At 70.5% G+C, this 25,434-nt stretch carries 2 protein-coding genes; both read right to left on the bottom strand.

From position 1 onward, the window contains the following. Positions 1 to 77: 77 nt before the first annotated feature. Positions 78 to 1,424 (bottom strand): M16 family metallopeptidase, encoded by a 1,347-nt coding sequence (locus LDL21_RS14115; protein WP_370465692.1) that lies wholly within the window; start codon positions 1,422 to 1,424, stop codon positions 78 to 80. Between the two features lie 121 nt (positions 1,425 to 1,545). Further along, positions 1,546 to 25,434, bottom strand: coding sequence for a non-ribosomal peptide synthetase (locus tag LDL21_RS14110; protein ID WP_225280436.1), 23,889 nt, complete (start codon positions 25,432 to 25,434; stop codon positions 1,546 to 1,548).

Below are 25,434 nucleotides of genomic sequence, written 5' to 3'. Positions count from 1 at the left end.
ACAATCGTCACCTCGACAGAGGCGACGCGGGCAAGAGACGCCGATGCCGCCCGGTGCGCTCGCGGGCAGCGGACCACTCAGTTCTCGACGAGTCTGCGGACCGAGGCTGGCAGGTCGCGGGTGCGCTGGTAGGGGCCCGCGACGGCGGCGCCGTAGGGCCGGGCGAGCAGGGTGCGGGCGATGGCGTTGACCTCGTCGGTGGTGACGGCGTCGATGCGGGCCAGGGTCGCCGAGACACTGCGGTGGTTGCCGTAGCTGAGTTCGCTGCGTCCGATGCGGTTCATCCGCGATGCGGAGTCCTCGAGGCCGAGCACCAGGCCACCGCGCAACGAGCCCTTGGCACGGGCGCATTCGGCGTCGGTGATGCCCTCGGCGGCGACTTCGTCGAGCACAGAACGTGCCAAAGTGGCCACCTGAGCGAGGTTTTCGGGTTGGCAGCCGAGTGACACGGAGAACGCGCCGGTGTCGGCGAAGGTGTCGACGCTCGAGTACACCGAGTACGCCAGGCCGCGTTCCTCCCGGATGCGCTGGAACAGGCGCGAACTCAGTCCGCCGCCGATCACGGTGTTGAGCACCGACAGCGGCCAGCGCTGCTGTCCCTCGTGCCTGCCGAACGCGCGCACACCGAAGGTGAGGTGGGTCTGTTCGCTGTCACGGTTGATGCGCACGAGTCCCGGTGCGCCCTGGGCGCGGAACTTGCCCTCACGACGGGGTGCCGGTTCGGCGGTGGGGTCGAGGTGCGGGCCGAAGGCGTGGCGGACCAGTTCGACGACCCGCTCGTGTTCGACATTGCCCGCCACCGCGACGACCATGCGTTCGGGGCGGTAGCGGCGCTGGTGGAAGCCGCGCAGCTGGGCGGCCTGCATGCCTTCGATGGATTCGACGCTGCCGATCACGGGACGCCCGACGGGGTGGTCACCGAACAGGGCGGTGAGAAAGCAGTCGGCGACGAGGTCCTCGGGATCGTCGTCGCGCATGGCGATCTCCTCGAGCACCACCTGACGTTCCACATCGACGTCGACGGCCCGGCACAGCCCGTTGAGCACCACATCGGAGACGAGTTCGACCGCCAGCGGCAGGTCCTCGTCGATGACGTGGGCGTAGTAGCAGGTCTGTTCCTTGGCGGTGAAGGCGTTGAGTTCGCCGCCCACAGCGTCCATGGTCTGGGCGATGTCGAGCGCGGTGCGGGTGGGGGTCGCCTTGAACAGCAGGTGTTCGAGGAAGTGCGCCGCACCCGCCACGGTCGGTCCTTCGTCGCGGGAGCCGACGCCGACCCACACGCCCACCGAGGCCGAGCGCACACCGGGCACGTGTTCGGTGACCACGCGCAGCCCGCCGGGCAGCACGGTGCGCCGCACTCCACCATCGGTGGTCACGTCCTGGGCGGTGCCGGTTCCGGGTTCACTCAACTGTCGCTCGGTCACCCGATCCCACCGGACGGCTGTACTGGCATGCTCTTCTCGACCTCTCGAAACGGGGGCTGGCGACGTGCGCGGATGCCTGCCGCAGGAGCAGGCTGCAGGCACGACGGCCGGCTCATCGATTCTATGCGCCGCCCGCCCCCGCCCGTGCATCGACCCTCGTCGTCGCCCGTGGCCGCGGCGCCGGTTCACCACGGCCGGTCGCGTCGAGGACCTGTGCGATGCGGGCGAGCGCGTGCTCGTTCGTCATCGCCCAGTGGGTGGCCTCGATGCGGTGACAGATCACGGCGCCGTCGACGACCGGCGCCCAGGTGGCGGCTCCGTGTGTTCCGGTCGGGTCGTCGACGGTGGCCGCGAAGTACACCAGGTCACCGTCGAAGCGGCGGGGACGGTAGTCGTCGACCATGCTCATCGATGCCTGTGCGGCGTCGGTGATGCGGGCGATGCGGGCGCGGTCGAGTCCGGCGAGCGGTCCGCCGAGGTTCGCGGCGGCGGCGGTGAGTCCGTCGATGCCGAAGTCGAGGTCCTCGCCCGCCAGGCCGCCGAGCAGGTCGCCGACCGTCGGGGCCGGGGTCTGCTCGGGTCCGTCACCGAGCCAGCTGTCCATCATGGCCAGCCGCGCGACCTGTTCGCCCTCGGCCCGCAGACCGGTGGCGACCGCGTGCGCGAGCAAGCCGCCGAGCGACCAGCCGAGCAGGTGGTACGGCCCTTCGGGCTGCACCGACCGGATGGCGTCGATGTAGCGGCGCGCCCAGGCGTCGATGCTGTCGGGCACCGGTTCGTCGGCGGTCAGCGCGGGTGATTGCAGACCGTAGACGGGGCGTTGCGGGTCGAGGTGGCGGGTCAGACCGGCGAACGACCACGACAGGCCGCCGACGGGGTGGATGCAGAACAGCGGTGCCCCGGTGCCGCCGGTGCGCAGGGGCAGCAGGACGGCGAAGGCGTCGGCCTGCGCGTCGTCGCCGCGCAAGCGTTCGACGACGACGGCCGGGGTCGGGTCGGTGAAGAACCAGGCCACCGGCACCGGGGTGCCGAGGGTTTCGCTCAGTCGCGAGGCCAGCTGGACGGCGGTGAGCGAGTTGCCGCCGAGGTCGAAGAAGTTGTCGTCCATGCCGATTCGGTCCAGGTCGAGGACCCTGGCGAATTCGGCGGCGACCCGCTGTTCGGTCTCGGTGACGGGCGCCCGGTAGGTGGCCTGGCGCAGGCGCGGGGCAGGGAGGGCGCCGCGATCGAGCTTGCCCGAGGTGTTCACCGGGAACTCGTCGAGTTCGACGACCACCGACGGCACGAGGTAGCCGGGCAGTTCGTCGGCCAGCGCCGATCGGAGGGCCGCGGTGTCGATCACCGAGATGCTATGGGCGACAACAGTTCCGGGAGTGGTGGCCTCCTCGGGCGAGCCGACGGAGCTTCTCCCCCGTGCGGGAACGACGTACCCGACGAGCCGGTCGGCACCCGTACCCGGCACCACGGCGGCCGCGGCCTGCGCGACACCCGGCTGCCGTGCCAACACGGCTTCGACCTCGCCGAGTTCGATGCGCTGACCGTTCAGCTTCACCTGCAGGTCGGAGCGGCCGACGTATTCCAAGGCGGTCCTTTCGCCGCGCAAGCGGACGAGGTCACCGGTGCGGTACATGCGGGTGCCCGCGGCTCCGAACGGATCGGGGACGAACCGTTCGGCCGTCAGCGCGCCTGCCCCCACGTAGCCGTGGGCGAGTTGGGCGCCGCCGACGTACAGCTCACCGACCACACCGGGCGGCACGGGACGCAACCGGGCATCGAGCACGTACAGCCCGGTGTTCCACACCGGTGTGCCGATCGGCACGGTGACGGTGTCGTCGTCGGTGACGACATGGGTGCTCACCTGCACGGCGGTTTCGGTGGGCCCGTAGAGGTTCACGACCTCGGCCCCGGTCACCGTTCGCACCTGCTCGGCGAGTGCGGCGGGCAGTGCTTCACCACCGGCGAAGATCCGCCGCAGCGAGCGGGTGCTGTCGACCCCGGGGCCACGGTCGTCGGGCGAGCGACCGGCCGCGAACGCCACCATGGCGCCGACGGTTTCGGCACTGCTGTCGGCCTGCGACCGACTCGTCGCGACTGCCGAGGTCTGCGAGCCGGTGTCGGGGCTGTCGTCGCGGTACGGCCGCCGAGTGGCGGCAGCCGGCGTCACCGCGTCCGTTCTGCCGATGTGGGCGAGGTAGGCGGCCAACAGGGTCGGCGCGAATTGCACTGTGTCGATGCGGTGTTCGGTGATGACGGCAGCCAGGTAGGCCGGGTCGCCGTGGCCGCCGGGACGGGCGATGACGGTGCGGGCGCCGACGCGGGGACCGAGGAACAGTTCCCAGATCGAGGCATCGAAGGTGGTTGGCGTCTTGTGTAGGACCGTGTCCCCGGCGGTGAAGCCGAATTCCTGTGCCATCCAGTCGAGTTGGTTGACGATCGCGCGGTGCGGCACCCCCACGCCCTTGGGTAGGCCGGTGGATCCGGAGGTGAAGATCACGTACGCGGTGTGCTCGGGGCGCAGCGAGTGGGTGCGTTCGGCGTCGTCGACGGGTTGCCCGGAGAGTGCTGCCGTCTCGATCTCGTCGAGCACGACCACGTCGATTCCCCGGCCCATCGAGATCGGCAGGTCGGCCCGGACCCGTGAGGTGGTGAGAAGGCAGGCGGGGCGGGCGATGTCGAGGACGCGCGCGATGCGTTCGGCCGGATGGTCGGGGTCGACCGGCACATAGGTGCCACCGGCGACAATCACCGCGTACAACCCGACCAGCAGGTCCGTCGAGCGGCGGGCCGCCACCGCCACGGCGGTGTCGGGGCCGACGCCGAGCGTGATGAGGTACCGGGCGAGCCGGTTCACCCGGTCCGCGAAGTCGCCATAGGTGAGGGTGGTCGTGTCGTCGACGAACGCGATGGCCGAGGGGGTCGCGGCGACCTGCCGGTAGAAGCCGTCGACCAACGTCTCCGGTGCGAGCGGATGGTCGGTGTCACACCAGCTTTCGAGCATTCGGTGGTCGGCGTCGGTGAGCAGGTCGACATCACCGACGGCGATGTCCGGGTCGGCGGTGACAGCGTCGAGGATCCGCACGTACGCCTCGGCCATCCGATGTGCGGTGGTGGCGTCGAACAGGTCGGTGGCGTAGGTGAGCCGCACCGAGCAGCCACCGCCGGCGGTATCTGCCAGGACGAAGTCGAGGTCGAACTTCGCGACCGCCGCGTCGGCGTCGATGGCGGTGACGGTGAGGTCCGGCAGCACCACCTCGGTGGGTGTGGCTCCCAGGTTCTGGAAGGCGAGCATCACCTGGAACAGCGGGCTGTGTCCGGCCGAACGAACCGGGTCGAGCACGTCGACCAGGCGCTCGAAGGGCACATCGGCGTTGTCGAACGCGTCGAGGTCGACCCGCCTGGCGTCCTTCAGCAGCGAGGTGAAGGAGGCGGCCGGGTCCACACCGGTGCGCAGGACGAGGGTGTTGACGAACATGCCGACCAGGTCGTCGAGCGCGGCGGCACCGCGTCCGGCGACGGGGGTGCCGACGGCGATGTCGGCCGCTCCGCTGAGCCGGGCCAGCAGTACGGCCAGTGCCGCGTGGGCGACCATGAACTCACTCGCGTCCGCCCGCCGCGCCACTGCCGTAACGCGCTGCCAGACTTCTTGTGGCACAGCCGTTTCCACGCTGGCGCCGCGCTGGGAGGCGACAGCGGGGCGGGGCCGGTCGGTGGGCAGTTCGAGCAGCGACGCCAGCCCGTCGAGTTCGGTGCGCCAGAACCGCACCTGACGGGCGGCCAGGGATTCGGGGTCCTGCTCGTCGCCGAGCACGGAGCGCTGCCACAGGGTGTAGTCGGCGTACTGGATCGCCAGCGGTGCCCAGTCCGGTGCGGTGCCCACGCGACGTGCCAGATAGGCGGCGGTGGTGTCGCGCAGCAGTGGTCCGGCGGAGAAGCCGTCGGCACTGATGTGGTGGATCACCACGACCAACACCACTTCGTCGGCGGCGCACCGCAATACGCGTACCCGCACGGGCGGGGCGACGGTGACGTCGAATCCCCTGCCGATCTCGGCGGCCACGATCGACGGCACCGCGATCGGATCGACGGATTCCACCACCGGGGCAGGCACGAACTCCCACACCGCCTGGTGGCCGATACCGTCGACGGCCGGGTAGGCGGTGCGCAGCACCTCGTGCCGCTCGAGCACATCGGTGACGGCGGCGGCCAGGGCGTCGGCGTCGACATCGCCGGTGAGCCGCACCGCGATCGGGATGTTGTAGGCGGCCGATTCCGGGTCGAGGCGGTTGAGCAGCCACATGCGCTGCTGTGCGGCCGACAGCGGGATCCGTTGTGGGCGTGGGCCCGCAACCAGTGCGGTGCCCGCGCCGCTGCCCGCGTGGCCGGCGAGCAGCTCGGCCAGTGCGGCGACGGTGGTCGCCTCGAACAGGGTGCGCACCGGCACCCGGGTGGACAGTGCCGCGCCGAGGCGGGCGGCGACGCGGGTGGCGATGAGCGAGTTGCCGCCGAGTTCGAAGAAGTCGTCGTCGAGACCCACCTGCTCACGGCCGAGCACCTCGGCGAACACCTGGGCCACGACCCGCTGCACCGGGGTGACCGGGGCGCGGAACGGACGGGCCACGAACTCCGGCGCCGGCAGTGCGGCCCGGTCGAGCTTGCCGGAAGTGTTGAGCGGGAACGCATCCAGCACCACGACGACCGACGGAACCATGTACGACGGCAGGGCACCCCCGACGGCTGTGCGCAGGAACGCCGGGTCCAGCTCGGCGCCCGGCTGCGGCACCGCGTAACCGACGAGGCGGTCACCCGTCGGGCTCGGCGACACGACAGCCGCGGCCTGACGCACCCCGGGCAGGGCCCGCAGCGCCGCTTCGATGTCACCCAGTTCGATGCGCTGACCACGGAACTTCACCTGGAAGTCGCGCCGGTCGAGGTAGACGAGCACACCGTCGCGGGTCCAGCGCACGAGGTCGCCCGTGCGGTACATGCGTTCGCCGGGCGCGGTGAACGGATCGGCGACGAACCGGTCGGCGGTCAGGTCCGGACGACCGAGGTAGCCGCGGGCCAGCTGGTCACCCGCGAGGTACAGCTCGCCCGCCACACCCGGTGCGACGGGGCGCAGCCGGTCGTCGAGCACGTAGACCTGGGTGTTCCATTCGGGCACGCCGATAGGCACCGTCGGCCCGGTCGCGTCGCCGGCGGGCCAGGCGGTCACCGAAACGGCGGCTTCGGTGGGGCCGTACAGGTTGTGCAGTGCCGCAGCAGATTTCGCCCGGAAGGCGGTGACCGTATCCGGGGTGAGCGCCTCACCGATGGCGAGCACCAGGCGCAAGCTGCTGAGCTGCTCGGCTTCCGCGTGCGCGGCGAACATACTCAGCATCGACGGAACGAAGTCGACCACCGTGATGCGCTGCCGCGCGACCAGTTCCGCGAGATACAGCGGGTCACGATGCCCGTCCGGGGCAGCCAGCACTAGCGTGGCCCCCGCCGCGAGCGGCACGAAGTACCCCCACACCGACAGGTCGAAGGTCGCGGCCGACTTCTGCAGGTACACATCCCCCGCACCGAGCCGGTACTGCTCGATCATCCACACCACCTGATTACGCACCCCCGCATGGCTCATCGCCACACCCTTGGGCCGCCCGGTCGAACCAGAGGTGAACAAGACATAGGCCAGGTTCGAATCCCGCAGCGGCGCAAGTCGTTCCGTATCGCCTACGGGGTAGGTCGAGTAGCCCTGCAGGTCGAGGCGGTCGACGAGGACGACACGCACCCCCACCGAGGGCACCGTGTGCCCGGCGACCGAGGAATCGACCGGGTCGTCGGCCGTCGGCGGCTCACCGGAGGTGACGGCGCCGATTTCGAAGCGGTCGCGGCTGGTCGTGAGGACCGTGTGGGGGCGGGCGGTGGTGAGGATCTGGGTGATGCGGTCGGTGGGGTGGTCGGGGTCGATCGGGACGTAGGCGCCGCCTGCGGTGAGAACCGCGTACATGGCCACGACCAGGTCGACCGAGCGACGCATGGCCAGGGCGACCAGGGTGTCGGGGCCGACGCCGTCGGTGATGAGGTGGCGGGCCAGGCGGTTGACCCGGGTGTCGAGCTCGCCGTAGGTGAGGTGTTCGCCCTCGAAGATCAGGGCCGTCGCGTCGGGGCGCGTGGCGACCTGGTAACGGTACGGCGCGAGAAGGGTTACCGTGCGGTCGATCTCGTGGCTGGTGTCGTTCCAGTGGTCGAGGATGCGGGTGCGCTCTTCGGCATCGAGCACGTCGATGGCGTCCACGGGAGTCTGCGGTTCCGCGGCGACGGCGGTGAGCAGCCGTTCCAGACGCGTGACGACGGCGGCCGCGGTTTCCGGGTCGAATACATCGGTGGCGTAGGTGAGCACGCCCGAAACACCGGCTGCGGCACCGTCGTTCGTGTAGTCGTCGCTGACGATCAGGTGCAGGTCGAACTGCGACAGCTCCCCGTCGGTGTCCAGACCCGACACGGTGATGCCGGGCAGTTCGAGTTCGGCGCGTTCGAAGTTCTGGAAGGAGAAGCCCACCTGGAACAGGGGGTGCCGGGCGGTGGAACGCGCCGGGTCGAGCACCTCCACGAGCCGTTCGAACGGCACGTCGGCATTGGCGAACACGGCGAGGTCGGTGGCGCGCTGCCGGATCAGCAACTGGCGGAACGATTCTCCCGCCCGCAGCCGGGTGCGGAACACCAGCGTGTTCACGAACATGCCGACGAGATCTTCGAGCGCGGCCTCACCGCGCCCGGCAACAGGGGTACCGACGGTCACGTCGGTGCTGTTCGACAGCCGTCCGAGGAGGGCGGCGAAGGCTGTGTGCACCACCATGAACAGCGTGGCACCGCACTCGCGGGCCAGCTCGGTGAGCCTGGCGTGGGTGGCAGCGTCGAGGGTGACCGGGACCGTGCCGCCGGCCATGGTTCGCGCGGCCGGGCGTGGCCGGTCGAGGGGCAGTGCGAGTTCGTCGGGCACACCGGCGAGTTCGGTGCGCCAGAAGTCGAGCTGGCGGGCGGCAACCGAGGTGGGGTCGGTCTCGTCGCCGAGCACGGCCCGCTGCCACAGCGCGTAGTCCGCGTACTGCACCGGCAGCGGCGCCCACGCGGGCGCGGTGCCGTCGCGGCGGGCGAGGTAGGCGGTCATCAGGTCGCGCACCAGCGGCGGCACCGACGACCCGTCGGCGCTGATGTGGTGTACCACCAGGGCCAGCACCGCGTCGTCGGCGTCGAGGCGGTACAGCACGACCCGCCACGGCACCCCGGCGGTCACGTCGAAGGTGGTCGCGGCCAGGGTGGTCACCGCACCGGCCACCTCGTCCGGGGTGATGTCGCGGATCTCCAGCGCGACACCGGCCTCGGCGGCCGACAGGATGCGCTGCACCGGACCGTCGGCGGTCTCCGGGTAGTAGGTGCGCAGCACTTCGTGCCGGTCGACCAGGTCGTCGACGGCGGCCGCGAGCGCGTCGGTGTCGAGTACGCCGCGCAACCGGACGGCGATGGGCACGTTGTAGCCCACCGAGTCGGGGTCGAACCGGTTGAGGAACCACATGCGCTGCTGGGCAGGCGAGAGCGGGACCACGGCGGGCCGCTCCCCCGCCGTCAGCGCGAGCCGGGCCGGGCCCGCCTCGGTATCGAGCGCGGTGGCCAGCGCGGCCACGACCGGCGCCTCGAAGATGCGGGCCACCGGCACCTGCCGGTCCAGCGCTGCCCCGAGCCGCGCCGCGACCCGGGTGGCGATCAGTGAGTTGCCGCCGAGATCGAAGAAGCCGTCGTCGGCACCGACGCGCTCGGCCCCGAGCACGTCACCGATGATCCCGGCGACCAGTATCTCGGTCACCGTCGCGGGTGCGCGGAATTCGCGTGCGCTCAGCTCCGGCGCGGGCAGCGCCCGACGGTCGAGTTTGCCCGAGGCGTTCACGGGCAGCGCGTCGAGGACGACGAACGCGGTCGGCACCATGTAGGCCGGAAGCGCCTCCTGCAACCGGGCTTTCACCTGCGCGAGGTCGATCTGTCCGCGGGTGGGGACGAGGTAGGCGGTGAGGTAGGGGCCGGTGCCGTCGTCACGGACGGTCACCACGGCGCGGTCGACAGTGTCGATACCGCCGAGCACCGCCTCGATCTCGCCGAGTTCGATGCGCAAGCCACGCAGCTTCACCTGGAAGTCGGTGCGGCCCAAGTACTCCAGTTCACCGGTGCGGGTGCGTACGACGAGGTCGCCGGTGCGGTACATCCGTTCGCCGGGTGCACCGTAGGGGTTGGCGACGAAGCGGTCGGCCGACAGGTCCGGGCGGCCGAGGTAGCCACTGGCCAGCTGCACACCCGCCAGGTAGAGCTCGCCGGGTGTGCCGACGGGCACGGGGCGCAGGCGGGCGTCGAGGACGTGCAGGGCGGTGTTGGCGACCGGTGCGCCGATCGGCACCGTCACGGTGTCGGCGTCGGTGACCTCGTGGAAGGTCACGTCGACGGCGGCCTCGGTCGGGCCATACAGATTGTGCACGGCCACACCGGGAATCAGCGCGCGCAGACGCTGAGCATCGGCGGCGGGCAGGGCCTCACCGGAGGCGAACACCGAACGCAGCGAAACACAGTCGACGGATCGGGGTTCGGCGAGGAACGCGGCGAGCATCGACGGAACGAAGTGCGCCACACCGACTCCGGTGCGGGTGATGACCTCGGCCAGGTAGGCGGGGTCACGGTGCCCGTCGGGGCGGGCGATCACCAGCGTGGCGCCGATCTGCAAGGGCCAGAACAGTTCCCACACCGACACGTCGAAGGTGATCGGCGTCTTCTGCAACACGGTTTCGGCCGGTGTGAGCCCGTAGGTGTTTTGCATCCAGACGAGACGGTTGACGATGGCGGTGTGGCTCACCGCCACACCCTTCGGCTTTCCGGTCGACCCGGACGTGAACAGCACGTACGCCAGGTCGGCACCGCGCAACGGGCGGAGACGATCGGCATCCGTCACCGGGTGGGCGTCGAAATCGTCGAGGTCGAGTTCGCCGGGATCGATGGTGCGAGTGCCGGTTTCGGGGAAGCCGGAGGCGGCAAGCACGCAGACCGGTGCCGCGGTGGCCAGCACATCGGCGATCCGGTCGGCCGGGTGGTCGGGGTCGAGCGGCAGGTACGCCGCACCTGCCGCCTGCACGGCATAGAGCGCGACGAGCAGATCGATTCCGCGCCGCAGTCCCACACCCACGATGGCGCCGGGCCCCACCCGCTCCCCGATCAGCCAGCGCGCGAGACGAGCCACACGAACAGCGAACTCGCCGTAAGTGATTCGCTGGCCTTCGAATTCGAGGGCGATTGCATCCGGGGTGCGAAGGGCCTGTTCGGCGAACATCGACACGAGCGTGGCATCGGTGTCCAGGGGCGCGTGCGTGGAGTTCCAGACCGCGAGCTTGGCCCGATCGGTGTCGTCGAGCAGGTCGATCTCACCGACGATCGCCGTGTCGTCGGCGATCACCGCACGCAGCACCCGGACGAACCGCGCGCCGAAGGCGGCGACGGTCTCGGCGTCGAACAGATCGGTGGCGTACCGCAGCCATCCGCGCATCCCCGGTCGGCCACCCGCACCGGCGGTTTCGTTGACGGCGAGGGACAGGTCGAACTGCGTGGTCGCCGCGGGCAGCGCGAATTCGTCGATCCGCAGGCCCGGCAGTTCGACGGTGGTGTCGTCGCGGTGCTCGAAGGCGAGCATCACCTGCACGATCGGCGCGTACGAGGTGGAGCGCACCGGGTTGAGTTCGTCGACGAGCCGTTCGAAGGGCAGGTCCGCGTGCGCGAAAGCGCGCAGATCGGCCGCACGCACGGTGGCGAGCAGGTCGGCGAACGCCGCTCCCGCGTCAACCGGGGTGCGCAGGACCAGGGTGTTGACGAACATGCCGACGAGATCGTCGAGCGCCGCATCGGCTCGTCCCGCGACCGGCGTGCCGATGGCGATATCGCCGCCCGCACCGTGCCGGGCCAGCAGCACCGCGAACGCCGCGTGCACCACCATGAACGTGGACGTCCCGTGCCTGCGGGCCAGCGCCTCGATCCCGGCGACGACCTCGGTGGGCACATCGAATCCGACGGCAGCGCCCTCCCCCGCGCGCACAGCGGGACGCGGTCGATCCGCCGCCAACTCGAGAGCCGGTGCCAGCCCGGCCAATTCGTCACGCCAGTGCGCCAGCTGCCGCGCCAGGCGCGACTTCGGATCGTCGGCGTCGCCGAGGACCTCCCGCTGCCACAGCGTGAAGTCCGGGTACTGCACCGGCAACGGCTCCCACTGCGGCGCGAACCCCGCCGTCCGCGCGGCATACGCGGCGATGAGATCCCGCGCCAACGGCGTGATGGACACACCGTCAGCCGCGATGTGGTGAACGGCCAGCACGAAGACATACTCATGGTCCCGCGTGGAGCCGCCTGCGGAGGTCACCCCCTGGGTCCTCGCCCCGTCGCCCGACACGCGATCGGCCGAGGCATCGCCCAGAGCTCGGGCAGGACCGTTGACCCCGCCGGTGGCGACGCGGTCGCCGCCATTGCGCCCGGACCCGTCACCGTTGTGGGCACCCGCGCGACGGCCGACCTCGTGGTGGTCGACGCCGTGCGGCAGGACATCACCGAGGCTGACGACCCCGTAATCGGCAGACTTCCCGGCGAGATGGCCGTGGTCGGGCAGTTCGTTCGCCGGTGTGGGCACCGGGCGCAGGAGTGCCGCGCGCAGGGGCGGCTTGGTGGTGAGGTCGAAGCCCGCCCCGACGACGGCGCGGACAGCAGCGGCGAGGTTCGGCTCGGGGACCTCCTCGAGCACCGCATCGGGCAAGGCCTGGTCGACCGGAAGGACCACCTGGGTGGGGCCGTCCGCGTCTTCTGGGAAGACGGTGCGCAGGGCCTCGTGGCGGGCGAGGACGTCGGCGAGGGCGGCCCACAGGGCGGCGATGTCGAGATCACCGGTGAGGCGCAGGGCGATGGGCAGGGTGTAGACGGCCGAGTCTGGGTCGATGCGATTCAGCAACCACAGACGAGTCTGGGCCAGTGACAACGGGATTCGGTCGGGACGTGGGTGCACCGCGGCCAGCGGCGGCAGCTGTTCGCCGTCGGTGGCGCGTTCGGCCAGCCCGGCCACGGTCGGTGCTTCGAACACGTCGCGCACGTCGAGGGCGCTGCCCAGTGCCGCGTTGGCGCGGGCGACCAGCCGCATGGCCAGCAGTGAGTTGCCGCCGACGGCGAAGAAGTCGTCGTCGGCACCGATGCGGGCCACGCCGAGCAGGTCGGCGATCACCTCGGCGAGCGTTGCCTGGGTGCCGGGACGTGGCGCCACATAGGCGGTGGTGACCGACAGGTCGGCAGCGGGTAGGGCGGCACGGTCGAGCTTGCCCGCCGAGTTCAGCGGCACCGTGTCCAGCACGACGAAATGCGTGGGAACCATGTAGGCGGGCACGCGGCTCGCCACATGATCGCGCACCTTCGCGGCGTCGACCGCACCGGCCACATAGCCGACCAGGCACTGGCGCCCCGAGTCGTCCGTGGCGGGCAGCACCGTCGCATGCGTGACGCCGGGAACGTCGCCGAGGGCGGCCTCGATCTCACCGAGCTCGATTCGCAGGCCACGGATCTTCACCTGGAAGTCGTTGCGGCCCAGGTAGATCAGCGCACCATTGCGGTCGCGGCGGACCAGGTCGCCGGTGCGGTACATACGGGTACCGTTCGTGCCGAACGGGTCGGCGACGAAACGGTCGGCGGTCAGATCCGGCCGCCCCAGGTAGCCACGGGCCAGCTGGGCACCCGCCAGGTACAGCTCACCCGTCACACCGGTGGGCACCGGGTGCAGCCGCTCGTCGAGGACATAGGCGCGCACATTCCAGGTGGGCCTACCGATGGGCAGTTCGGTCTGTTCGACCGGCGCCGTGATCTGCTGGAAGGTGCTGGTGATCGCCACCTCGGTCGGACCGTAGGTGTTGTGCAACTCGACGGGCAGCGTGGCCAGCACCGTCGCCGCGAGCGGGGCGGGCAGTTCCTCACCACCCACATGCAGCATGCGCAGGCCGCGCAGGGCGTCACCGAGCCCTTCGGCGAGCATCGCCGACAGCACCGACGGCACCAGCTCGACCACGGTGACACGCTGTTCGCGCAGTACCCGCGCCTGATAGGCGAGGTCGAGGTGGCCGCCGGGGCGCAGCAGCACCAGGGTGGCGCCGAGCAACGCCGGGGCCAGCAGTTCCCACAGCGACACGTCGAAGGTCAGCGGGGCGCGCTGTAGCAGGCGATCCTCAGCGGTCAACGCGTATTCCCCGCGCAGCCAGCACAATTCGTTCACCACGGCCCGGTGGGTGATGAGCACACCCTTGGGCAGACCGGTGGAACCGGAGGTGAACAGGGCATACGCCGGATGGTCCGGCAGCAGCGGTGCGAGGCGTTCGGCATCGGTGACCGGGGTGCCCGGTACCGGGACTTGCGCAGGGTCTTCGAGCTGAGCGACGGTGAGCACCGGGAATCCGGACCGCGAGGCGGCCGCGAAATGCACCGAGGCGGTGGCGGATCGGATATCCGCGTCCACGTGATCGAGGTCGCTCGCCTCGGCGGCGACGACCAATCGTGGTGCCGCCGTGGCCAGTACGTGGCCGATGCGGTCGGCGGGCTGGGCCGGGTCGATCGGCACGTACACGCCACCGGCGGCGAGCACACCGTGCAATACGACGAGCAGGTCGATTCCGCGCGGAACAGCGACGGCGACCGGCGTTTCCGGCCCGACACCGCACTCGATCAGCCTGCGCGCCAGGCGATTGGCCCTGGCCGCGAGCACACCGTAGGTGATCTCGGTACCCTCGAAAACGGCCGCTATCGCCTGCGGATCGCGCGCGGCCGCCGCATCGAGCAGATGGGCGGCCAGCGGCGCGCCGATGCCCAGCTCGGCCAGCTCCCGCTCGAGCGGAACCACCTCGCCGTGCGGGCCCGCCACCAACTCGGCGCGGGCCGGTTCGGCGAGCAGTTCGAGGTCGCCGACGGGTGTCGCCGGAGCCTGCACGGCCGCGCGGAGCACGAGCTCGAGCATGGCAGCCATCGCCGCGACAGTCTCGGCGTCGAAAAGGTCCGTCGCGTAGCGCAGTTCGAGATCGAGCCCGTCGGGCTCGCCGTCGGCGTCGAACCGGTCGACGAAGGTGAAGTCCAGGTCGACTTCGATCGGCGCGTCCGGCAGTTCGAGGCCCGAGAGGGTGAGCCCGGGCAGTTCGAACGCGGCGCGCCGCTGATTCTGCAGGGCGAGCGACACCTGGTACAGCGGCGAATAGCCCTGCGAGCGTGCGGGGTTCACCGCGTCGACGAGGGTTTCGAACGGGACGTCGGCGTTGTCGAAGGCGTCGAGGTCACCGGCGCGGATCTGGTCGAGCAGGTCGGCGAATCCGGTTTCGCCGCGCACCTCGGCGCGCAGGACGAGCGTGTTGACGAACATGCCGACGATGTCGTCGAGTTCGCGATGACCGCGCCCGGCAACCGGGGTGCCGACCACGATGTCGGACCCCGACGACAGCCTGGCCAGCAACACCGCGAGGCCCGCGTGCAGCACCATGAACGTGGATGCCCGGCGCGCCCGAGCCAATTCCTCGATCCCCCGGTGCAAGTGCGCGTCGAAGGCGGTGATGAAGGTGGCCCCGCGAACGGAGGCGATCAGCGGCCTGCGGCGGTCCGTCGGCAGAGTGAGGACGTCGGGCAGCGCGGCCAGGCGGTGCCGCCAGTAGTCGAGCTGGCGGGCCAGCGGTGCGTCCGGGTCGTCGACGCTGCCGAGCCCCTCGGTCTGCCACAGCGCGTAATCGGCGTAGTGCACCGTGAGCGGCGGCAGTTGCGGTGCGCTGCCCGTGGCGCGGGCGGCGTAGGCGGCCACCAGGTCACGGGTGAGCGGGCCCATCGACCAGCCGTCGGCGGCGATGTGATGCACGACGAGCACCAGCACGTGCTCGGTCGGCGTCACGCGCAGCAGGGCGACGCGCACCGGCACCTCGGCGGTGATGTCGAAACCGCCCGACAGCACCTGCGCGACGGCGCCGGACACGTCGGTGGCGGAAACGTCGGAGACCGTGAGCTCGGGAACGAACGGGTCGCCGACGAGTTGCGTTGCCTGCCCGTCGAATTCGGGGTAGGTGGTGCGCAGGGTCTCGTGCCGGAAGACCAGGTCGCCCAAGGCGCCGCGCAGCGCCGGAACGTCGAGTTCACCGCTGAGGCGGATGGCCACGGGGATGTGATAGGCGGCGGACTCCGGGTCGAAACGGTGCAGGAACCACATGCGCTGCTGCGCGGGCGACAACGGGATCCGTTGCGGGCGTTGACCCGCCACCGGCCCGCGCCTGCTCCCGGTGCCACGCAGAGTGTCCAGGCGCTGTGCCAAGCCACTGACGGTGCTCGCCTCGAACAGCTCACGGACCGCGACGCGCGCGTCGAGCGCGGCGCCGAGGCGTGCGGCCACCTGGGTGGCCAGCAGGGAGTTGCCGCCGAGCGCGAAGAAGTCGTCGTCGGCGCCCACCCGGTCCAGTTCGAGCACGCCGGCGAAGGTGGCGGCGACGATGCGTTCGGTCGTGGTCGCGGGCTCCCGGTGAACGGTGCGGCGCACCTGTGGGGCGGGCAGTGCGCGGCGGTCCAGCTTGCCGGAGGCAGTGAGCGGCAGTTCGTCGAGGAACACGTAGGCGCCCGGCACCATGTAGGCGGGCAGGGTGGCGGTGACAGCGGCGTCGAGATCCGCCGGAGTGCAGGCGTCACGGTCGGGCGCACCCGAGACTGTGCCGTCGACACCGACTTCGGTCGAGGCTGATTGCGCACCGCCTGTCGGTACGGAACCGGCTGCAGTCGAAGCTGATTGCGCACCGATGACCCCGACTGAGGGAGCGGCTGATCGGGCATCCGCAACGGGTTCGGGTTCGGTGCTGTCGCGGACGATGTAGGCGACGAGCTGGTCGGGCTTGCCGTCGTCCGAGCGGACGACGACCACCGCGCGGCGAACGCCGGAAACCGTGGTGAGGGCGGCTTCGATCTCGGCGGGTTCGATGCGCAGGCCACGCAGTTTCACCTGGAAATCGGTGCGGCCCAGGTAGTGCAGGGCGGGGCCGGTGGACGTGGTGCGCCAGGTGACGAGGTCACCGGTGCGGTAGAGGCGATCGCCGGTGCCGAACGGGTTCGCGACGAAACGCTCGGCGGTGAGGTCGGCGCGACCGTGGTAGCCGTCGGCGAGCTGGGCGCCGGCCACATACAGTTCGCCGGGCACACCGGCCGGGACCGGGTGCAGGCGCGAATCGAGCACGTACACACGGGTTTCGGCGACAGGCGAACCGATGGGCACGGTCGCACCCTGGTCGTCGGCGAACCGGTGGGTGGTGACCTGGATGGCGGTTTCGGTGGGCCCGTACAGGTTCACCACCGTGGCGCCGGTGCGTTCGCGGACGGCACGCGCCAGTTCGGTGGTGAGCGCCTCACCGCCGGCGAACACCAGCCGCAGCGCGCTCTGCCCCCGGGAAACGTCGCCGGACCGATCGTGCGGGTCGCCCACGGTTCCGGTCGTTTCCGCCATCACGGCGGTCAACACCGAAGGCACATACTGCACCACACTCACGCTGTGCCGGGCAGTCGCGGCGGCCAGGTACGCCGGATCGCGATGCCCGTCGGGCGCGGCCAGAACCAGTCGGGCCCCGACCTGCAAGGGCCACAACAGCTCCCACACCGAGGCGTCGAAGGTGAAGGGCGTCTTCTGCAGCACCACATCATCGGCGGAGAGCGGATAAGCGCTCTGCAACCACCGCAGCTGGTTCACCACCGCGCGGTGCGGTACCGCCACGCCCTTGGGCCGACCGGTCGAACCGGAGGTGAACAGCACATAGGCGAGATTGTCGGGACGCAGTGGGGCACAGCGCTCTTCGTCGACGATCGGATCACCCGACAGCGCCGACAGATCGAGGGTGTCCACCTCGACCGCCTCACCCACGCCGACACCACTTCCGGCGACGGTAAGCACACACACCGGTGCCGTCCGAGCGAGCACATACGCGGTTCGGTCAGCTGGATGATCCGGATCCACCGGCACGTAAGCGGCCCCGGCGGCCAGCACTGCGTGCACCGCGACCAACTGCTCGACACCACGACGCATCGCCACGGCCACGAGCGAACCCGGCCCCGCACCAAGCCCGATGAGATGCCGGGCCAACCGAGCAACCCTCTCACCGAACTCGGCATACGTGAACCGCACCGACACCGGACCGCCTATCGCTACCGCGCTGTCGGCACCACTGCCACGCCCTGCCCCACCTCGCTCGGCGTGATGGAAGACCGAAGTCCCCACACCACCCACCCGGCTGGGCTCGGCATCGGAAACGATCGGTGTCGCAGCGCGATCCACACTGCGTGACCCGACCACGGGCTGCTGCGCGTCAAGGGCTACCGCTGTGTCCGCAAGATCCGCACCGCGCGCTACTCCCGCGGGTTCGGCATCGAGGATGAGAGCTGTTGCGCCGGGGCTGGCCGCGACCTGGTCGGCGAACAGCGAAGCCAGGGTGGCGGTAGCGGCGGGCGCTCGGGTGGCACGGGCGGCCGCGACGTGGTCACCCGACTGCGCTGCCAGGCCGGAAGCAGCAGCGGCGAAGTCTTCCTGAGCGGCAGCGTCGACCACGGCCCGGTCGGTCGACTGCGTTGTCAGGGCGGAACCAGCCGCGGAGGGCGCGTCCCCGATGGCGAGCAGTTGTGTGCGTTCCGTGTCGTCGAGGAGGTCGATGTCGCCGACCGGGCGCGTGGGGTCCGTCAGGGCGCTGGTGAGGGCGCGGTGCAGGCGGGTGGCGAATCCGGCGACGGTCGCCGCGTCGAACAGATCGGTGGCGTAGAGGAAGGCGCCGGAAAGTCCGGTGGGAGCGCCGTTCTCGTCGCGGTGTTCGGTGAGGGTGAGTTCCAGGTCGAACTTGGCGACCGTGGTCGGCAGGTCGACGCCACCGACCGTCAGGCCGGGCAGGACGAGTTCGCGCGCGGTGTCCTCGTTCAGCGACAGCATCACCTGGAACAGGGGGTTGCGGGCCGTGGAACGCACCGGATCGAGCGCCTCGACGAGCCTCTCGAACGGCACGTCGGCGTGTCCGAAGGCCGCCAGGTCGGTGTCACGGACCCGCGCGACCAGCTCGGCGAACGGCGTCGCGGGTGCCACCTCGGTGCGCAGCACCAGGGTGTTGACGAACATGCCGACCAGGTCGTCGAGTGCGCGGTGCCCACGCCCCGACACCGGCGTGCCGATGGCGATATCGGTGGTCGCCGACAAGCGCGCCAACAACACGGCGAACACCGCGTGCACGGCCATGAACACCGTCACCCCGTGCGCCCGCGCGAATTCGGCCAGCGCACGGTGTGTTTCGGCCTCGAACTCGACCGCGTGCAGCGCTCCCCTGCGTGAGGCGACCGCAGGCCGCGGCCGGTCGGCAGGCAACTCCAACTGCTCCGGCAGCCCGTCCAGCGTCCTACGCCAGTACGAAAGCTGCTGGGCAGCCACCGATCCGGGGTCGGCCGCGGTGCCGAGCACCGCATGCTGCCACACCGCGTAATCGGCGTACTGCACGCTCAGCGGTTCCCACGCGGGAGCCTCCCCCACAGCCCGCGCCCCGTACGCGGCGAGCACATCGCGGATCAACGGCCCGAACGAGAATCCGTCCGCCGCAATGTGATGCAGCACGATAGCCAGCACGTACTCCGCTGCGCCGTCAACCGACACAGCAGCTTCCCGTGCTTCTCCGGGGATCTGACCGACACCGGCCGATGCGTCTCCGCCGAACTGCTCCTGCGCAGTCAGCAGCGCCTCCGCGGTGAACTCCACCGTACCGCCCTGCGCCGCACCGGACCTCACGCCGTCGTCGGTGGGCGCGTCCCCGTCGAGCATCGTAGGCACGCCCGTCGATACACCCGTAACTTGCAGTGCCGCACCGGTACTCACGGGATCGGCAAGCAGCGGCTCCTCGCCGGAGCGCGCTGACGTATCGATCGGACCGTACCCGGTGGTCGGCGCTTCCCTGGTGTCGCGCACGCGGAACAGGGCGATGCGGAGGGGTGCGTCGGTGGTGAGGTCGAAGCCGGCGGTGGCGAAGGTACGGATCGCGTCGGGGAGGTCGTCGGTAGAGAGGACCTCGGGGTGGATGTCAGGGAGAAGACCCGGGGTGGGGAGGATTTCGGCGATCGCGTGGCCGTCGCGTTCGGGGTACCGGGTGCGCAGGACCTCGTGGCGGTCGAGGACGTCGGCGAGGGCTGCGCGCAGGGCGGGCACGTCGAGGTCGCCGGTGAGGCGCACGGCCATCGGGATGTTGTCGGCGGATGAACCGGGGTCGAAGCGGTTGAGGAACCACATGCGCTGCTGAGCCGGGGACAGCGGCAGCGGGTCGGGGCGCACGCCCGCGACGAGGGCAGGGCCCGCGCCGGTACCGCGCAGCCGGTCGGCGGCGTCGGCCAGGGAGCGGACCGAGGCGGTGTCGAACAGTTGCCGCACCGGGATACGGATATCCAGGTCGGTGCCGATGCGGGCCATCACACGGGTGGCGAGCAGCGAGTTGCCGCCGAGCTCGAAGAAGTCGTCGTCGCGGCCGACCTGTTCCAGGCCGAGGACCTCGGCGAACGCGTCCGCGACCACCTGTTCGGCACGGGTGACGGGCGCGCGGTAGACGGCGGCCTCGAACACGGGAGCGGGCAGCGCCGAACGATCCAGTTTGCCGACCGGGGTCAGCGGCACCTCGTCCAGAGTCATGATCGTGGCGGGCACCATGTGCGCGGGCAGATGCGCGGCGGAATGCGCGAGCAACTCCGAGGTGTCGACAGCGGCCTCGGGGGCCTGCACCACATAGGACACCAGCAGGGTCGCGCCAGCCTCGGTGCGGTGCCCGATCGTGACGGCGAAACGCACCGTCGGGAGCTTGGCGAGGACGGCGTCGATCTCACCGAGTTCGATCCGGAACCCACGTACCTTCACCTGGAAGTCGTTGCGCCCCAGGTATTCCAGGTCATAGGAGTCACCGCGGCGCACCCAGCGGACGGTGTCACCGGTGCGGTACATCCGCTCACCCGGCGCGCCGTACGGGTTGGTGACGAACCGGCTCGCCGTCAACGCGGGCCGACGATGGTAGCCGCGCGCCAACTGCGCGCCCGCGATGTAGAGCTCACCGACGACACCGGCGGGCACCGGGCGCAGCCGCTCGTCGAGCACCAATTCGGTGGTCCCCTCCACGGGACCACCGAGGGTGATCGGCGTTGTGGCGCCGAGTGGTTCGCTGATATTGGTGACGATCGTGGTTTCGGTCGGCCCGTACCCGTTGCGGAACACCAGCCCCGGAATCGCCGCCGTCCACCGTGCCACCAGCTCCGCCGGACACGCCTCACCACCCACCACGACGACCCGCAGATCGACGAGGCCCACCGGATCGACCGTCGCGAGCGCCGACGGCGTGATGACCACATGGGTCACCCGTTCGACCCGCAACAGTTCACCCAGCTCCGCCCCACCGAACACCCCGTTCGGCGCGACGACCATGGTCGCTCCCGCGCTGACGGTGAGCAGCAGCTCGGCCACCGAAATGTCGAACGACGGCGACGCCACATGCAGGACCCGCGCGTCCGCCGCAGCCCGATACCGTCCCGCCTGCACCGGCAGGTAGGCGGCGACAGCCGCGTGCGGAATCACCACACCCTTGGGCAGACCAGTGGTGCCGGAGGTGTAGATGACATAGGCCGGGTCGAGCGGATGCGGCCTACGAGCATCACCCGACGCTCCGAACCCGTCGATGGCGATGTCCGCGGCGCCGAATCCACCGGCCGATTTCCCGGCTTCGGCCGAATGCGGGTCCGTAGTATCACCGTTCCCCACGACATCGGGCACGACGGTCGCGGCCGCGACATCTACTCGGTCACCTGCGGACGAATCACCTTCACCCACATCTGGTTTCGCACCTGACAGCGGTCGGTAGGACGGGCCGTGTCCGAGGCCGATCCGGCCACCATCGCCCTCAGCAAGCCTCGGCGCGACGACATCGGCGTGCGTGTCCGTGTGCACCGCGTCGAGGTCGACGACCAGCCAGTCCACGGCGGCGGGTAGGTCGGCGCGGACCTCGTCGGTGGTGATGCCCGCGGCGGCGCCGGAGTCGGCGAGCATGTGGGTGATGCGGTCGGCCGGGTAGTTCGGATCGACCGGGAGGAAGCCTGCGCCCGACTTGATGACGGCCCACACGGCGGTCACCGACGCTGCCGAGCGCGGAATGCTCACAGCGACAACATCTCCCGGGCCCACGCCGTGGTCGGCCAACCGGGCGGCCAAGCTGGTGGCGGCGGCTTCGAGTTCGCCGTAGGTGAGGGTCTGTCCGCCGTCGCGAATGGCGATAGCGGCCGGGTCGGCGGCGGCACGGGCCAGCACTTCGGGCAGCAGGGGTGCGGGCTCGGCGACACCGCCGCGGGTGGTGAGTTCGGTGAGTTCGGTGTCGATCAGCAACGGCAGATCGGCTACCGGAGTATGCGGTGCGGCGGCGATCGCGGAGAGCAGACCGGTGAAGCGGCGCACCATCGTGGTAACCGTCGACACGTCGAACAGGTCTGTGGCGTAGGAGAATTCGCCGGACAGACCGTCGGCCGCAGCGTCGCGCAATGTCACCGACAGGTCGAACTTCTCGATGTCGTAGGGCAGGTCGACCGCGCTTGCCCGCAGGCCGGGCAGTTCGAAGGTGGTCACGGGCAGGTTCTGTAGCGACAACGCCACCTGGAACAGGGGGTGCCGACCGGCCGAACGAGCAGGCGCCAGCACTTCGACGAGCCGCTCGAAGGGCAGGGTGGTGTGCTCGAAGGCGGCCAGGTCGTCGGCCCGGACGCGGCCGAGCAGCTCGGCGAACGGTTCCCCGGCGCGCACCTGGGTGCGCAGCACCGCGGTGTTGACGAACATGCCGATCACATCGTCGAGTTCGGCGGCACCGCGCCCGGCGACAGGGCTGCCGATCGCCACATCCACATTGCCCGACAGACGGGCGATGAGCACCGACAAAGCCGCGTGCAACACCATGAACAGCGTCGCGCCGCGTTCGGCGGCAACAGCATTCAGCGCCGTGACCAACTCGGCGTCAAGGCCGAACTCGACCCGCTGCCCACGCATCGAGGCGATCGCTGGGCGCGGCCGATCCGTCGGCAACCCCGACTCGTCCGGCAGACCGGCCAGCGCCGCCCGCCAGAACGCGATCTCCCGCCCCGCCTGCGAAGCCGGATCGTCCTCTTCACCGAGCACGGCCCGCTGCCACAGCGTGTAGTCCGCGTACTGCACCGCCAGCGGTTCCCACGCGGGCGCCGCCCCACCGGTCCGTGCCTGATAGGCGGCCATCGTGTCGCGCACCAGCGGTCCCGCCGACCACCCGTCGGCGGCGATATGGTGCACCACGAGCACCAGCACGTGATCCCCGTCGACCTCGAACAACCGCACCCGCACCGGCGGCGCCACCGCCACATCGAAACCGCGCAGGATCTCCCCGGCGACTACCTCCCGCAGCTCCTCCGCCGCAACAACAATCGGATCCAACAGCGCCGCACCAACGCCTTCGCCACCGACAGCACCGCAACCCGCAGCCGCGGCGCCGAGCGCCGGTTCCACGACACCGTGGCTACCGCCGCCGGGGGCCGATGCCCCGGCATGTGCACAGCCCGCCGCCTCGGCGACGAGCAGCTCGTAAGCCTCGGCGGGGTCGAGCACAACCTGCGTCCCGACCCCGTCCACCTCGGGGTAGACGGTCCGTAGCACTTCGTGGCGGGCGATCAGATCGCGGACGGCCGCACGCAAGGCCGCATGATCGAGCACACCGGAGAGGCGAACCGCGATCGGGATGTTGTAGGCGCCGGTGGTCGGGTCGAAGCGATTCAGGAACCACATGCGTTGTTGAGCGGGCGACAGCGGCAGAACGGAGGGGCGGGGGCCTGCGACGAGAGCCGGCCTCTCGTCGGTATCGCAAGCATCGATCAACGACGCGAGAACCGCGACGGTGGGACTGTCGAAGAAGTCCCGAACATCCACGCGCACACCGAAGTTCGCGTGCAGGCGAGCGATGGCCCGGGTGGCGATCAGCGAGTTGCCGCCGAGCCGGAAGAAGTCGTCGTCCAGGCCGACGGTCTCGACGTCGAGCAGTTCGGCGAACAGCGCCGCCACCGCCTGCTCGGTCGCGGTCACCGGTGCACGGAACTCGGCCGCGGCCACACGGAAGTCGGGTTCGGGCAATGCTTTCCGGTCCAGCTTGCCGCTCGCATTGATCGGCATCGCGGGCAACTGGACCAGCAGCGAGGGCACCATGTATTCCGGCATCGATGCCTTCGCATGCGCCACCAGCTCGGCCTCGTCGACAGGCTCCCCGTCGACACTCACCACATACCCGACCAGCGCCTCACCGGCCGCGTGCCGGTGCAGCACCACCGCGGCGTTGCCGACGCGCGGGTGCGCCGCGAGCACGGCCTCGATCTCGCCGAGTTCGATCCGCAACCCACGCAGCTTCACCTGGAAGTCGGTGCGCCCCAGGTATTCCAGCTCGGCACCGCCGGGCAGCTGGCGCACGAGATCACCCGTGCGATACATGCGTTCACCGGGCTCGCCGTAGGGGTTGGCGACGAACCGGTCGGCGGTCAGCCCGGGCCGCGCCACATAGCCCCGCGCCAACTGCACACCCGACAGATACAGCTCGCCGACCACTCCGGCGGGCACCTGGTCGAGGTTCTCGTCGAGCACGAGCAACCCGGTGTCGTCGGCGGGCCCACCGATCGGCACCGACACCTCGTCGGCCTCGGTCACCTCGTGTGCGGTGACGTCGACCGCCGCCTCGGTCGGCCCGTACAGGTTGTGCAGCGCCGTCGCCGACAGTTTGCGCAGGCGCGCGGCGGTCGCGGCGGGCAATGCCTCACCGGAGGCGAACACCATCCGCAACGACGACAGATCCCCGACCGTCGCGGCCTCGGCCAGCTCACCGACGAAGGCGGCCAGCATGGACGGCACGAAGTGGGTCACCGTCACGCGGTGCCGGGCGATCAGGTCGGCCAGGTAGGCCGGATCACCGTGACGGCCCGGCTCGGCGATCACCAGCCGGGCACCGATCTGCAAGGGCCAGAACAGTTCCCACACCGACACGTCGAAGGTGTACGGGGTCTTCTGCAGCACCACGTCGTCTTCGGTCATCGCATAGCTGCGCTGACGCCAGTCCAGGTTCGCCACGATCGCACTGTGGGTCACCGCGACACCCTTGGGCCGACCGGTCGAACCGGAGGTGAAGATGACATAGGCCGTGTTCCCAGCCTGCGCTCCCACCATGATCTCCGCCGGTACCGCGGACCAGTCGACGTCGTCGGTGCGCAACACCGCCGCGCCACCCAGATCCGGTTCGTCGCACGCCCGCGTCACCACCACGACGGGCCGTGCCACCTCGAGCACGTAGTGCAACCGGTCCACCGGATGATCCGGGTCCAGCGGCACATACGCCCCGCCCGCCCGCACGATCGCGTGCACGGCGACGATCAACTCGACACTGCGCCGCATCGCCAACCCGACCAGCGACTCCGGGCCGACACCGAGCCCGGCCAGCCGATCGGCCAGCACCCGGACCCTGGCATCGAATTCGGCATAGGTCAGCGTCTGGTCACCGAACTGCACCGCCACCCTATCCGGAGTGCGCGCCAGCTGCTCGGCGAATCGGTCGACCAGCGTCGCCCCGGCGGCAGGCGCCTCGATCCCGAGCACGGTCATCGCGTCGGCGGCCAGTGTGTTCAGCAAGCGCCCGAAGGTGCCCTCGGCCGCATCGACAACCCCCGGAAACAGCTCGGCGAGCACGACCTGGACGAGCGTCTCGGGGTCGAGCGCGCCGCCGGTGAGCTCCGCCATCAGTGTGAGCTGGGCATCCAGCTCCGCGTAGGACACCGAGGTGCCGTCGAATCCGACGGCGGTCCGTGCCGGTTCCATCGCCGCGACCGTCGCCACCAGCGCCGCCAGCTGATCGATCTGCGCGCACGCCGGAGTGGGGTTGGTCAT

This window comes from Nocardia rosealba (assembly GCF_020216065.1).
Classification (GTDB): domain Bacteria; phylum Actinomycetota; class Actinomycetes; order Mycobacteriales; family Mycobacteriaceae; genus Nocardia; species Nocardia rosealba.
The sequence above is the reverse complement of the archived record's forward strand: the minus strand, read 5'-3'. Positions and strand labels throughout refer to the sequence as shown.

Coding starts and splice junctions, on each gene's coding strand:
- LDL21_RS14110 (WP_225280436.1), bottom strand. CDS start 25,434: ATGACCAACCCCACTCCGGCGTGCGCGCAGATCGATCAGCTGGCGGCG.